Source organism: Duganella sp. CY15W, assembly GCF_009857555.1.
GTDB lineage: Bacteria > Pseudomonadota > Gammaproteobacteria > Burkholderiales > Burkholderiaceae_D > Rugamonas > Rugamonas sacchari.
Genome location: NZ_WWCQ01000002.1, coordinates 1,150,904 through 1,164,421, shown reverse-complemented (window position 1 = coordinate 1,164,421; position 13,518 = coordinate 1,150,904). Strand labels below are relative to the sequence as shown.

Sequence of the window (13,518 nt, the reverse complement as noted above, 5' to 3'; positions counted from 1 at the left end):
GACGGATTCAGCCGACAATACCAGTATGACTGCCAGCCGCCCCAGCGATGAATCGCAACTGCAGGAACTCAACCGCGCCATCGCCGCCAACGAACTCACGCAGGCGGCCACGGTGGCGTTTGTGCTGGCCAGGCGCGGCGCCCTGCCCATCATGCAGTTGATCGGCCTGGCCGGACTCATGGGCCACGCCGGCCAGACCCAGCGCGCTGCCGAGCTCTACCATCTGTGGCTGCACTGTACCGAATCGCCGCTGCTGTTTGCCGCCTGGTACAACCTGGGCGTGCTGCAGATTCAGGCGGACGAGCAGCAGGAAGCGGAGCAGTCGCTGCGCGCCGCGCTGGCCATCAAACCCGATTTCATCGACGCCCGCATGACGCTGGGCACGCTGCAGGAGCGCCTGCGCCAGCACGAGGCCGCCCTGGCCACCTGGCGCGCCGCGCTGGCCCAGATCGACCCCGACCATCCCGCCAGCCGGCCGCAACAGATCCAGGCGCTCAACAGCGTGGCGCGCGTGGCGGCGCTGCGCAAGCACTATCCGGAAGCCGAAGACGCCTGCGCGCGCAGCCTGCTGCTCGATCCCAAGCAGCCTGAAATTGTCGCCCAGTGGATCAGCCTGCGCCAGCAGCAATGCGCCTGGCCGATCTGCGCGCCACTGCCGGGGCTGGCCGAGGCCGACCTGGACCATAGCGCCTCGGCTGCCTCCATGTTGTGCATCAGCGACGATCCGGCCAGGCAGCTGGCCGCCGCCAGCCGCCATCCCGTCAACCGCGCCGCGCCGCCCGCGCCGTTGGCGGATGAGCAAGGTTATCTGCACCGCAAGCTGCGCATCGGCTATCTGTCCGCCGATTTCAGCGACCACGCCGCCGCCCGTCTGACGGCCGAGCTGTACGGCCTGCACCAGCGCGCGCAGTTTGAGATCTACGGCTTCAGCTGGAACGAGGAAGACCGCAGCGGCCTGCGCGCCCGCATCGCGCCGCAGCTGGATCACCATATCCGCCTGACGGTGATGAGCGACCTGCAAGCCGCGCAGACCATCCGCGCGCACGAAATCGACATCCTGGTCGACCTGCACGGCCTCGGCGCCGATGGCCGTCCCGGCATCCTGGCGCACCGCCCGGCCCCGGTGCAGATCGCCTGGCTGGGCCATCCCGGTACCAGCGCCATGCCTGCCATCGATTACCTGCTGGCAGACTCATTTGTCGCCCCGCCCGCGCTGACCCCGTCATTGACCGAGCAGCCGCTTTATTTGCCGGATTGCGTGCAGATCCACGACCGCCGCCGCGCCGTCGGCCCGGCGCCCACGCGCGCCAGCTGCGGCCTGCAGGATGCAGCGTTTGTGTTTTGCAGCTTTAACAGTGCACGCAAGCTGACGCCAGCGCAGTTCGCCGCCTGGATGCGCATACTGCGGCGCGTGCCGGACAGCGTGTTGTGGCTGTGCACCGATACCGAACCGGTGCGCGACAACCTGCGCGTGGCCGCACTACGCCACGGCATCGCCAGCGAGCGGCTGGTGTTCGCGCCACGCGCGCCGCAAAGCGCGTACCTCGCGCGCCTGCAACTGGCCGACCTGTGCCTCGACACCCTGCCCTTGAGCGGCGGCGAAGCGGCAGCCGATGCGCTGTGGGCCGGCGTGCCGGTGCTGACCCATGCCGGCCACAGCTACGCCGCCCGCCTCGGCGGCAGCCTGCTGCACGCCATCGGCCTGCCGGAACTGGTCACGCGCAGCGCCCGCGCCTACGAAGACAAGGCGGTGCGCCTGGCCGGCAAACCGCAGGAACTCGCGCGCCTACGCCGCCGTCTGGCAAAAAACCGCGACCGTACGCCGCTGTTCGACACGCCAGCACTGGTGCGCCACCTGGAACAGCTCTACCTACAAGTCGCGCGCGGCACATTGCAGTGCGATGTGGACGCCAGCCAGCCGGACGTCAGCCTGCCGCTGGTCAGCATACTTATTCCCACCGGCGACCTGGACAACCCAGAGCAGCTGGAGCGTACCGTGCGCAGCGCACTGGAGCAGCACTATGGCCGCTGCGAAATCATCGTCAGCGACAGCGGCACCGGCGACAGCCGCCGCCGCAAGCTGGCCAAGCTGCTGGCAGCCCACCCGCAGCTGCGCTACAACCGCGCGCCAGCGCTCAATCCCGAAGACAATCTGGACCACTGCCTGACGCTGGCCCTCGGCGACTACATCGCTGTCGCTCCGCCAGGCGACGTGCTGCACGCCGACAAACTCAGCCGGATGATGCACTTCTACCAGACCTACCCCGGCATCGGCCTGGTGGCGTGCTGGCGTCAGCCGGTCGGCGCGGATGGCACGCCCTTGCCCGGCGCGCCGCTGCTGCCGACGGAAACCGCGGTAGTCGGCTCCTCGCTGGCCAATGTGCTGCTGACCAGTGAAAGCGGCGCTGGCGACGTGCTATGCCAGCCTGCCAGCCTGCTGCTGCGCCGTACCGAGCTGGGCGCCTCCTTCGGCCACTACCAGGGACGCCGCTATCGTCACCTGGCTGGCGTCGCCACCGCACTGGCCGCGCTGGCCGGGCGCGAATGCGCCTACCTGCCGGCGCCGCTATCGACCTTCCAGCCGCAGCTGCCAGCCGCCGCCGATAGCGCCAGCGCCGTGCAGGAACTGCTGGCGCCGGCACTGGAGCGCCTGTATCTGTTGTATGAGGCCCACACCCGCCAGCACTTCCTCACGGACAGCGTTAAATTCAAGGCCTTGCTGGCCAGCCGCTTGAACGCGCTCAGCGCACTGGTCCAGCAGCACTACCGCGCGTTGGCGGAGGGCGACCCGCAGCACAACGAGGCAATCCAGCAGGTCTTGCGCCAGGGTTATCAGATGCTACTGGCATCCCACTAAAATATTTCCTGCAGAAAATGCGATCCACCCGGCAGAGGGGCCAAAACCATTGTTCTTTTCGTTTAAAATACGACGGCAATGGCTGACAATGCAGTCTGCGAACACACTCATCACCATTCCGGAGACAGCATGAAAGCAGTGATTTTGGCAGGCGGCCTGGGCACACGACTCAGCGAAGAAACCACCGTCAAGCCGAAACCGATGGTCGAGATCGGCGGCAAGCCGATCCTGTGGCACATCATGAAGAGCTATTCGGCGCACGGCATCAATGACTTCGTGATCTGCTGCGGCTACCGCGGCTACGTCATCAAGGAATTTTTCGCCAACTACTTCCTGCACACCTCGGACGTCACGTTCGACCTGCAAGCCAACAGCATGGAAGTGCATGAGCGCCACGCCGAACCATGGCGCGTCACGCTCATCGACACCGGCGCCGACAGCATGACCGGCGGCCGCCTCAAGCGCGTGCGCGAACACCTGAAGAACGAAGAAGCCTTCTGCTTCACCTATGGTGACGGCGTGGCCGACATCGACATCACCGCGTCGATTGCATTCCACAAGGCCCACGGCAAGCTGGCCACCATGTCGGCCGTGCTGCCGCCAGGCCGCTTTGGCGCCATCGACATCGACGGCCAGCGCATCGTGAGCTTCAAGGAAAAACCGCGCGGCGACGGCGCCTGGATCAACGGCGGCTACTTCGTGCTGTCGCCCAAGGTGATCGACTATATCGAAGGCGACGCCACCATCTGGGAAAAAGAACCGATGGAAACGCTGGCCCTGGACAACCAGATGGACGCCTTCTTCCACCACGGCTTCTGGCAGCCGATGGACACGCTGCGCGACAAAATCCACCTGGAAGACCTGTGGGACAGCGGCAAGGCGCCGTGGAAGAAGTGGCCATGAAGCCTTCGTTCTGGCAAGGAAAGCGGGTTTTCCTGACCGGCCATACGGGATTCAAAGGCAGCTGGCTCAGCCTGTGGTTGCAACAGCTTGGCGCACATGTGACCGGCTTTGCGCTGCAAGCGCCAAGCAAGCCCAGCCTGTTTGACGTAGCCCAGGTCGGCAGCGGCATGACCTCCATCATCGGCGACATCCGCGATGGCGCCGCCTTGCAGAAGGCAATGCAGGACGCCCGGCCGGAAATCGTCATCCACATGGCAGCGCAGGCGCTGGTGCGCTACTCGTATGCCAACCCGGTTGAAACCTACGCGACCAACGTCATGGGCCTGGTCAACTTCTTTGAAGCGGTGCGCAACACGCCCGGTATCAAGGCGGTAGTCAACGTCACCAGCGACAAGTGCTACGAAAACAAGGAATGGGCCTGGGGCTACCGTGAAAACGAAGCCTTCGGCGGCTATGACCCGTACAGCAACAGCAAGGCCTGCGCTGAACTGGTGACGGCCGGCTACCGCTCTTCCTTCTTCAATCCCGAAAAATACGCTGAACATGGCGTGGCGCTGGCCTCGGGCCGCGCCGGCAATGTGATCGGCGGCGGTGACTGGGCCGAAGACCGCCTGATCCCCGACATGGTGCGCGCGATTGCGGCCGGCACGCCGGTGCGCATCCGCAGCCCGCACGCCATCCGTCCGTGGCAGCACGTGCTGGAACCGCTGTCCGGCTACCTGACGCTGGCCGAGCATCTGTACCAGCACGGCCCGGCCTTTGCCGAAGGCTTCAACTTTGGCCCGCACGATATCGATGCCCGTCCCGTCGAATGGATCATCGAACACCTTTGCCAGAGCTGGGGCGACGGCGCCGCGTGGGAACTGGACGCCGCGCCACAGCCGCATGAGGCACACTATCTCAAACTGGACTGCTCCAAGGCCCGCAGCCGCCTGCAATGGCAGCCGCGCTGGCACCTGGGACACACGATCGACATGATCGTCGCCTGGCATCAGGCCCACGTGTCGGGCGCCGACATGCGCGCACTGACGCTGGCACAAATCGACACCTATCAAAACACCGCACCCATCTAAGGCAGCAATCATGAGTGAAGCACAAACCAAGGAACAACTCCGCGCGCAGATCAACAAGCTAGTGGCCGAATACGGCGCGCTGGCCAGCGTACCAAAACCATTCGAGCCGGGCGTGACCGTCATCCCGCCAGCCGGCAAAGTGGTGGGCGCACCGGAAATGGAACTGATGGTCGAAGCCTCGCTGGATGCGTGGCTGACCACCGGCCGCTTCAACGACCAGTTCGAAGCCAAGCTGGCCAAGCTGATCGGCGTGGACTTCCTGATCACCGTGAACTCTGGTTCCTCGGCCAACCTGGTCGCGTTCAGCGCGCTGACCTCGCCGAAACTGGGGCCGCGCGCGATCCAGCAGGGCGATGAAGTGATCGGCGTCGCTGCCGGCTTCCCGACCACCGTCAACCCGATCATCCAGTTCGGCGCGATTCCCGTGTTTGTCGACGTCGAACTGGGCACCTACAACATCGATGTGACCAAGCTGGAAGCGGCGATCTCGCCGAAGACCAAGGCCATCATGCTGGCGCACACGCTGGGCAATCCGTACAACCTGGACGTCATCACCGCGATCTGCAAGAAGTACAACCTGTGGCTCATCGAAGACTGCTGCGACGCACTGGGTTCGACCTATAACGGCAAGATGGTCGGTACCTTTGGCGACATCGGCACCATGTCCTTCTACCCTGCGCACCACATCACCATGGGCGAAGGCGGCGCAGTATTCACCAACAATCCGGAACTGAAAATGATCGCCGAATCGTTCCGCGACTGGGGCCGTGACTGCTACTGCCCCCCAGGCAAGGACAACACCTGCGGCAAGCGCTTCTGCCAGTGCTTCGGCACGCTGCCAGCCGGATACGATCACAAGTACACCTACAGCCACCTGGGCTACAACCTCAAGATCACCGACATGCAAGCCGCTTGCGGCCTGGCGCAGATCGACCGTGCCGAGGGCTTCGTGCAGGCGCGCAAGGACAATTTCGCCTACCTCAAAGACCGCCTGAAGTCGTGCGAGGAATTCCTGATCCTGCCGGAAGCCACCGAGAACTCCGATCCTTCGTGGTTCGGTTTCCCGATGACGCTGAAGCCGGAAGCCAACGTCGCTCGCGTCGACCTGCTGACCTATCTGGACCAGCACAAGATCGGCACCCGCCTGCTGTTTGCCGGCAACCTGGTGCGCCAACCGTATATGCAAGGCCGTAACTTCCGCATCTCGGGCGAGCTGACCAACACCGACCGCGTCATGAACGACACCTTCTGGGTCGGCGTCTACCCAGGCCTGAGCCGTGAAATGCTGGACTTCGTGGTCGACAAGCTGGAAGCCTTCTTCGGTGTCAATTTCTAAGCCTGCCATGAGCGACCCCGCTGCATACATCACACCGTTCCGTGACATCCTGCAGCAAAACGCCCGCCTGCTGGTGCAGGCAGGCGGTAACGACGGCGAACTGGCACGCGCTTACCGCAAGCTGTATCCCGCCACCTCGCTGATGGTGGTGGATGCCGATGCGGAACGCGCAAAACATGCGCGCGACTATGCCGACCGTGTGTATATGGCCGATCTGGATACCGTCAGCGCCGCCTTCTACAAGCAGCTGGAGTGGGCCGACGGCTGGTATTTCGACACCACGCTGGAGCAGTACCAGCAGCCGCAGCGCGTGTTGCAGCAGGTGCGCAAGGTGATGCCGGTCGATGCCGCCATCATTGCCCGCATTGCCAACCGCGACCATTGGGAAGGCTCGTCCACGCCAGCGCGCCATGCGTGGGGCATCGCCGGCATCCTGGAGCTGTTCACTGGCGCCAACTTCCGCGTCGTCAGCGGCATCCTGCTGAACCCGGCGCCGCTGCCGGCCGACGTCGAAACCGCACTGCGCGCGCAAGCCGCGCGCGACGGCAGCGTGGCGGAAACGCTCATCGAGGCGGCCCTGCCGTCTCACTACCTGATCAAAGCCGTCCCCGCGTAATGAATCCGACTCCGCCCTTTTACTGCATCGCCCACGCGCCTTTCAACTGGAAGATGCCGGACTTTATGACCATGGTCGGCTCCGGCGATTACGTGCCGGAGAAAGGCCTGGCCATGAGCCAGCTGCTATCGCCTGAGGAAGCGATGCGCAACCGCTATCTGGGCGAATACCTGGCGCTGTTTGAAATCCGCCGCCGCCTGATCGCGGAAAAGGCCGAAGGCTTTGTCGGCTTCTGCCACTACCGCCGCTTTGCGCTGACCGATCCGATCGGCATTCTGCACCAGTTCAACTACCACGCCCATCCGGACATGCTGGCCAAGGTCAAGCCCGAGCATTTTTACGGCGACGGCAAGACACCCATCGTGCCGATTTCTGTCGGCTGGGCCGGCACCGTGCTGCAGCAGTACGAAGCCTGCGTGACGGGCCGCGACATCCTGATGTTCTTTGGCGACGCCATCGATTGCGGCGTCATCAGCAATCTGGAAGCCGCCAACTTCCTGAGCGGCAAAGCCTTCATTCCGGCGCCGACCGTGGCCTTCATTCCGGTGCAGTGGTTTGTCGAAATCATCCACGACCTGGAGCTGGTGGCTTCGCGCTACTTCCGCCATCACTATGTGTACCGCGAAGGCTATGCCGACCGCAGCATCGCGTTCTGCTGCGAACGCCTGCAGGCCTTCCTGCTGTCCAAGCGCATTGCGGAATGGGGCCAGGACAAGGTGATCCAGCGTCCGCTGGTTCTGCTCGGCGAAAACTATCCCAATCTGTAAGTAAGGCCATCATGAAGATTGTTGCTACCGCCATTCCTGGCTGCTACCAGATCATCACCGACATCCGCCGCGACGACCGTGGCAGCTTCGTCAAGGTCTTCCACGAAGACATCTTCCGCGAGCACGGTCTGGCGACGGATTTCAGGGAAGAATACTATTCGACCTCGCAGCGCAATGTGATCCGTGGCCTGCACTTCCAGACGCCGCCGCACGACCACGCCAAACTGGTCTACTGCACCCACGGCGCGGTAATGGACGTGGCGCTGGACCTGCGTAAAGGTTCGCCGATGTACGGCCAGCACATCACGCTGGAGCTGAGCGCGGAGAACGGCCATATGCTGTATCTGCCGGCCGGCCTGGCGCACGGCTTCTGTTCGCTGAGCGACCAGTCGCTGATGGTCTACAAAGTCACCACCACCTACGCGCCGAATAACGACGGCGGCGTGCTGTGGAATTCGGCCGGCATTGCCTGGCCCGTGCAGGACCCGGTCATGTCGCCGCGCGACGGCACCTTCCCGGCGCTGGCGGCGTTTGATTCGCCGTTCGTCTACGCCGCCAACGCCGGAGCGGGCGCATGAGCGCGCGCCGCGCCCTCGTCACCGGCGCCTCAGGCTTCATCGGCGCCGCGCTGACCCGTCGCCTGCTGGCTGACGGCTGGGAAGTCCATGTCCTGCTGCGCGAAAGCTCTTCTGACGCTGGCTTGCCTGCCAGCCCGCAGTTGCAGGTACACCGCCACGACGGCGGTACGCTGCAGCTCATCGAGATCATTCGCGCTGCGGCGCCGGAAGCCGTGTTCCATCTGGCCTCGCTGTTCCTGGCCGCGCACAAGCCGGAAGACATCGAACGCCTGATCAACGCCAACCTGCTGTTCTCCACGCAGCTGGTGGAAGCCATGTCGGTGTGCGGCGTGCGCAAGCTGGTCAACACTGGCACGTCCTGGGAACACTACGAGGATGCTGCCTACAATCCGGTCTGTTTGTACGCCGCCACCAAGCAAGCCTTCAATGCGCTGCTGCGCTATTACGTCGAAGTGTCCGGCCTGCGCGTGGTCACGCTCAAGCTGTTCGACACCTACGGTGCTGGCGATACGCGGCCCAAGGTGTTGAACCTGCTCAAGCGCGTGGCCAACGAAGGCACGTCGCTGGGCATGTCGCCGGGAGAGCAGCTGGTGGATCTGGTCTACATTGATGATGTGCTGGATGCGTTCATGCTGGCGTATCAGCAAATGGATGCGCAGGCGCATCCGATGGAAGACTACGGCGTCTCCAGCGGCAAGCCCCTGCCACTGAAGGACATCGCCGCGCTATATGCACAGGTCAGCGGCAAGCCGTTGAATATCGAATGGGGCGGCCGCCCGTACCGCGAGCGCGAAGTGATGGTGCCGTGGCAAAGCTACCGCACCGTGCCGGGCTGGCAGCCGAAAGTGGATCTGGCTCAGGGACTGGCGCTGTTCCACACAGCATAACCCCCGCGGGCGCAGGGGTCTGACCCCGTCCGGGGTCAGACCCCGACTGGTTGGCTGTGCGGGTTAAAAGTTCGCGATATCCAGCACCACACCGGCACTGGCCATCAGCGCCTGGCGCGTCTTGCGGGTTTCCATGTTCGGCGCCGGATGCTTGCGGTACAGCTGCAGCATCACCTCCACGATCTTGTCATCGCGCGAATTCCCGCGGCGCATATTCTCCGGCGCCGTGGCGGCGCTCTTGTGGATTACCACGCCGTCGGTGGCGAAGTGCACCAGCTTGCGGCCATGCAGGGCGGCCAGCAGGAAATCCCAATCCTCGTAAATAATCAGATCGGTTTCATTGCGCACACCTTGCAGCACATCGCGCCGGTACGCCACGCAGCTGTTCGGAATGCGGTTGCGCACATACACGCTGTCAGACGTCACATCCGCGATCGACACCTTCTGCCCACCTGGCAGCAGCGTGGGCGGATACACCGTGCGGTCTTCGTTCTGGATCTGGAAGTCGTGGAACAACAGTTCCGGCTTGTCCTTGAGCAGACGTGCCTTCAGCTTTTCCAGATGATCCGGACGATAGGTGTCATCGTCATCGAGGAACAGAATGTATTCGGCATCCGCAATCGCCAGTCCCAGGTTGCGGCTGGCGGCCGGTCCCGGCACGCCGGTCGAGCGCAGCACGTAGTCAAAGCGCTTGTCCAGCTGCGACAACTCCTGGTACGGCGGCAGATAGCCCGGCGTGTCCGACACCACCACGATCTTGAAGTCCTGGCAGGTCTGCGCAATCAGCGACTCCAGCGTGCGTTTCAGCAGCAGCGGACGGTCGTGGGTAGGAATGATGATGGTGAACACGGGGCAGCTCCTGCAAATTATGGTTCGCGTATCGATTCGTCGAGTGCGCGTGTCAGCGGGAACAGCAGGTAAGACATCACCGTGCGATGGCCCACCACCACTTCCGCCGTCACCGTCATGCCCGGCATCAGGCGCGCACCGGGGGTCAGCTTGCGCAGCTTGCCGGTGTACGGAATGCGGCTCAGGTAATACTGATCCAGCCCGCCGCCGGTCTTGTCGGCCGTATCGCGCTTGAACGAGTCCTGGCTGATGAAGCGTACCTTACCTTCCAGCATGCCGTGCTCCTGGAAGTTGAACGCATCTACCTTCAAATGCACTGCGGCGCCCTGCTTGATAAAGCCGACGTCCATCGAATCGATCTGCACTTCCGCTTCCAGCTCGGCGCCCAGCGGCACGATGGTGAACAGCGGTTCGGCTTCGCGCACGATGGAGCCGACCGACAGCTTGCCGATCTCCAGCACCACGCCATCGGCCGGCGCCACCATCTGCACCATCTTGTGACGCTTGTCGGCCTTGGCCAGCTGTTCGTTGATGCTGTCGCGTTCACGGCTAGCACTCAGCAGGTCTTCCATCGACTTCTGGCGCCAGCTCTTTTCAAATGCCGCGCGCTCTGATTCCGCCGACGCCAGCTCGCGCCCCATCTCGATCGATTTATTGCGCTGCAAATCCATATCGCGTTCGACTTCCAGACGGCGGTCGCGCGCTTCCAGCAAGTGCATCTTGGCGCCGAACTGCTCGGCCATCAGCTGCTCCTGCATGGCTTCCACTTCGCGCAGCGATTTCACGCGCTGGGCCAGGATGCTCTGGTCATGCTTGTTGGTTTCCAGGCCGGCGCGCAGGCGCGCGATGTTCTGGTCCATCTTGGTTTTCTGCGCTTCGTAATTGCCTTTGCGTTCGCTCGACAACTGGGCCTGCAGCACTGCATCGTCGCTGCTGCCGGCGCTGGTGGTGGCGCCCGGCCTGCCGGACAGCTCCGACCGCAGGCTCTGCGCCTGCGTATCCAGCGATTCCAGGCGCACGCGCAGCTGCGTCTCGTCGGCGGCGGTAAAGGTCGGGTCCAGCGTCGCCAGCACCTGGCCTTTTTTAATCACCTGGCCAACACGCACATCGATGCTCTGGATGATGGACGTATCCAGCGGCTGCACCACGATGTTTGGCAGCGGGTTCACCAGCTTGCCGTGGGCGACCACGATCTTCTCCACCGGCGACACGCAGGCCCAGATGATGAAGGACACAAACGCGAACAGCAGCACGTGCAGCGTGATGCGCACGGACTTCGGCAGCGGGCCGCGCTCGATGGCGTCGGCGTCCGGCAGGAACTCGATCTCGGTCTCGTCCTTCTTGCCGCGCTTGAAGTTTAAAGGTGACTTGTTTGCTGGTTCCATAAGTGCTGGTAAGTATCGCTACGGGTGAGCAGTTCTTCGTGGCGGCCGGAATCAACCAGCGAGCCTTGTTGCATGACCATGATCTTGTCGGAGTTCACCAGCGTCGACAGGCGGTGCGAAATCATCACCACGGTGCGGCCGACGGCAATCTTGGACAGGTTGTTAATGAAGATGGCTTCCGATTCCGGATCGAGCGCCGATGCCGCTTCATCCAGGATCAGGATGCGGGGACGCGACACCAGCGTGCGGGCAATCGACAGGCGCTGTTTCTGGCCGCCGGACAGATTGGTGGCATTCTCTTCGAGCACCGTGTCATAGCCCTGCGGCAGGCGCTCAATGAATTCGTCGGCGCCAGCCGCTTGCGCCGCGGCCACCAGTTCTTCAAATGTGGCATCCGGCTTGGTCACGGCCAGGTTCTCGCGCACGGTGCCGCGGAACAGGAAGTTCTCCTGCAGGACCACGCCGATCTGGCGGCGCAGGTGCGACAGTTCAATCTCGCGCGCATCGATGCCGTCAAAGCGCACTAGGCCTTCCTGCAGCGGATACAGGCCCTGAATCAGTTTGGTCAGCGTAGTCTTGCCGGAACCGGAACGGCCAACGATGCCCACCACCGTGCCCTCTTCAATCGTGAAGGAGGCTTTGTTCAGCGCCATGTTCTGCGAACCCGGATAACGGAACACCACGTTGTCGAACTTGATCTCGCCTTGCAGGATCGGACGCAGGCCATTGGCGCCCGGGCGGCCTTCCGGCGCGCGGTTCATCACCTCGCCCAGCATCTTCACCGACAGCGCGGTTTCCTGGTATTCGTTGACCAGGCCCACAATCGAAATCAGCGGCTGCGTCACGCGGCCGGACAGCATCTGGAAGCCGATCAGCGCACCCACCGTCAGCGAACCGCTGAATACATCGGCGGCGCCGGCGATGATGATGGTCACCGGCAGCAGCTTGCCGAGGAAGTCGGTAACGGAGTTACCGGCAATCGAAATCTGGCCAACGCGGAAGTGCATGGTGATGGCTTCCGCTGAACGCTGGTCCCACACGCGGCGCTGCGATGGCTCGATCGCCAGCGCTTTCACGGTACGCATGCCGTGGATGGTTTCCACCAGCATGCCCTGGCGCTGGCCTTCCGCCGAATACAGCTGGTTCAGGCGGCGCTGGAAAGTCGGCACCATGGCCATCACGATGCCGCCGATCATGGCGGCAAACAGCAGCACGATCAGGGTCAGCTTGAACGAGTAGCTAAACAGGATAGGCACGAACACCACCAGCGCAATCAGATCCAGGCCGGTCATGAACAGGCGGCCGGTCAGGAAGCTGCGGATTTTTTCCAGCTGCTGCATGTGGCGCGTGACTACACCGGCACTGGTGGTTTCAAAGAAGTCGATCGGCAGCGACAGCAGATGGCTGAACACGCGGCGCGTCAGGCGCATGTCGATCTTGTTGGACGCGGCCAGCGTCAGCGTCTGGCGCAGGAAGCCGAACGTGGAGTCGAACACCAGCGCCATCACGATGCCGACACCGAGTACCTGCAGGGTGGTCACGCTCTGGTGCGTGAGCACCTTGTCGATCACCAGCTGGAAGAAGATCGGCGAGGCCAGCGCCAGCAGCTGCATCGCAATCGCGGCGATGAAGATGTCGCGGAACGCGGCTTTCTGTTTCAGGATTTCCGGGATAAACCAGCGCAGGCCAAACGGCTGGTTGGGATCGGTCAGCTTGTGCTGGCGTTTGACGAAGAAGATCTCGCCGTGCCAGCGCTTTTCAAACTCGCTGCGCGGTACCATCATCACCTGCGCATTGGCGGCAGCCGGATTCAGGACTGCCGCCTGGTCTTCCGCGCCGTTCTCGCCCGGCTTGACGCCGACCACGATAATCATATTGCCGTCGATGAGGCGCGCCATCAGCGGGAACACCCCGCCTTGCGCCATCAGGCGTGTCCAGTTCAGCTTGTCCGCCTTGGCTTTCAAGCCTATATCCGATGCAATCCGCAACAGTGCCCCGGTGGTCGGCTCTTCCGCGCGCAACGCGTTTTCATCGATGATGCGTTCGGGGTTGATTTGCAGACCGTGATGCTGCGCGATGGCAGTCAGACACTGAATCGCGGTATGGGGAAATTTATCTTGCATAGGCCTGTACAGGTAAAAGCTTGCATTAGCGCACTATTGTGCCAGCCTTGCGATTCTAACCCAGCGCAACGTTTATCGGCGCCTTTTCTGTTGTAGAAACACAAGCTGGTTTACCACGCTGTTCCGCCCCTCAAAAAAAAACGG

11 protein-coding genes are annotated in these 13,518 nt (G+C 63.0%); 8 read left to right on the top strand and 3 right to left on the bottom strand.

Annotated elements, in window-relative coordinates:
- Positions 1-25 precede the first annotated feature (25 nt).
- From GTP58_RS14605 to GTP58_RS14570, 8 genes are all read left to right on the top strand, one after another.
- Positions 26-2,857, top strand: a complete 2,832-nt coding sequence (locus tag GTP58_RS14605) for a glycosyltransferase (protein WP_161078048.1) — start codon at positions 26-28, stop codon at positions 2,855-2,857.
- 129 nt (positions 2,858-2,986) lie between these two features.
- Complete coding sequence (gene rfbF, locus GTP58_RS14600; protein WP_161078047.1) at positions 2,987-3,760, top strand: glucose-1-phosphate cytidylyltransferase; 774 nt, start codon at positions 2,987-2,989, stop codon at positions 3,758-3,760.
- A complete protein-coding gene (gene rfbG, locus GTP58_RS14595) occupies positions 3,757-4,833 on the top strand; it encodes a CDP-glucose 4,6-dehydratase (RefSeq protein WP_161078160.1) in 1,077 nt (358 codons plus the stop codon). Before rfbF ends, rfbG begins: the two co-directional genes overlap by 4 nt.
- Positions 4,834-4,843: 10 nt before the next feature.
- Positions 4,844-6,169 carry a lipopolysaccharide biosynthesis protein RfbH gene (gene rfbH / locus GTP58_RS14590; protein ID WP_161078046.1) on the top strand — a complete coding sequence of 442 codons (1,326 nt, stop codon included), beginning with the start codon at positions 4,844-4,846 and terminating at the stop codon, positions 6,167-6,169.
- A 7-nt stretch (positions 6,170-6,176) separates the two neighbouring features.
- Positions 6,177-6,785, top strand: coding sequence for a hypothetical protein (locus GTP58_RS14585; RefSeq protein ID WP_161078045.1), 609 nt, complete (start codon positions 6,177-6,179; stop codon positions 6,783-6,785).
- Positions 6,785-7,552 (top strand): hypothetical protein, encoded by a 768-nt coding sequence (locus tag GTP58_RS14580; protein WP_161078044.1) that lies wholly within the window; start codon positions 6,785-6,787, stop codon positions 7,550-7,552. Before GTP58_RS14585 ends, GTP58_RS14580 begins: the two co-directional genes overlap by 1 nt.
- A gap of 11 nt (positions 7,553-7,563) precedes the next feature.
- Complete coding sequence (rfbC, locus tag GTP58_RS14575; protein ID WP_202413674.1) at positions 7,564-8,130, top strand: dTDP-4-dehydrorhamnose 3,5-epimerase; 567 nt, start codon at positions 7,564-7,566, stop codon at positions 8,128-8,130.
- On the top strand, positions 8,127-9,017 hold the full coding sequence (locus tag GTP58_RS14570) for an NAD(P)-dependent oxidoreductase (protein WP_161078043.1): 891 nt from the start codon (positions 8,127-8,129) through the stop codon (positions 9,015-9,017). Before rfbC ends, GTP58_RS14570 begins: the two co-directional genes overlap by 4 nt.
- A gap of 63 nt (positions 9,018-9,080) precedes the next feature.
- Here the strand turns inward: GTP58_RS14570 and GTP58_RS14565 are convergent, their stop codons facing one another.
- From GTP58_RS14565 to GTP58_RS14555, 3 genes are read right to left on the bottom strand one after another with little or no spacing between them, the layout of a single operon-like run.
- A complete protein-coding gene (locus tag GTP58_RS14565; protein ID WP_161078042.1) occupies positions 9,081-9,866 on the bottom strand; it encodes a glycosyltransferase family A protein in 786 nt (261 codons plus the stop codon).
- A gap of 17 nt (positions 9,867-9,883) precedes the next feature.
- Positions 9,884-11,251, bottom strand: a complete 1,368-nt coding sequence (locus GTP58_RS14560; protein ID WP_072783472.1) for an HlyD family type I secretion periplasmic adaptor subunit — start codon at positions 11,249-11,251, stop codon at positions 9,884-9,886.
- Positions 11,224-13,374, bottom strand: a complete 2,151-nt coding sequence (locus GTP58_RS14555) for a peptidase domain-containing ABC transporter (RefSeq protein ID WP_161078041.1) — start codon at positions 13,372-13,374, stop codon at positions 11,224-11,226. Before GTP58_RS14555 ends, GTP58_RS14560 begins: the two co-directional genes overlap by 28 nt.
- Positions 13,375-13,518 lie beyond the last annotated feature (144 nt).

What these genes read in the sequence shown, in the direction of transcription:
- rfbH (WP_161078046.1), top strand. Translation starts at nt 4,844, where the DNA reads ATGAGTGAAGCACAAACCAAGGAACAACTCCGCGCGCAGATCAACAAG.
- GTP58_RS14585 (WP_161078045.1), top strand. Translation starts at nt 6,177, where the DNA reads ATGAGCGACCCCGCTGCATACATCACACCGTTCCGTGACATCCTGCAG.
- GTP58_RS14580 (WP_161078044.1), top strand. Translation starts at nt 6,785, where the DNA reads ATGAATCCGACTCCGCCCTTTTACTGCATCGCCCACGCGCCTTTCAAC.
- GTP58_RS14570 (WP_161078043.1), top strand. Translation starts at nt 8,127, where the DNA reads ATGAGCGCGCGCCGCGCCCTCGTCACCGGCGCCTCAGGCTTCATCGGC.
- GTP58_RS14560 (WP_072783472.1), bottom strand. Translation starts at nt 11,251, where the DNA reads ATGGAACCAGCAAACAAGTCACCTTTAAACTTCAAGCGCGGCAAGAAG.
- rfbF (WP_161078047.1), top strand. Translation starts at nt 2,987, where the DNA reads ATGAAAGCAGTGATTTTGGCAGGCGGCCTGGGCACACGACTCAGCGAA.
- rfbG (WP_161078160.1), top strand. Translation starts at nt 3,757, where the DNA reads ATGAAGCCTTCGTTCTGGCAAGGAAAGCGGGTTTTCCTGACCGGCCAT.
- GTP58_RS14555 (WP_161078041.1), bottom strand. Translation starts at nt 13,374, where the DNA reads ATGCAAGATAAATTTCCCCATACCGCGATTCAGTGTCTGACTGCCATC.
- rfbC (WP_202413674.1), top strand. Translation starts at nt 7,564, where the DNA reads ATGAAGATTGTTGCTACCGCCATTCCTGGCTGCTACCAGATCATCACC.
- GTP58_RS14605 (WP_161078048.1), top strand. Translation starts at nt 26, where the DNA reads ATGACTGCCAGCCGCCCCAGCGATGAATCGCAACTGCAGGAACTCAAC.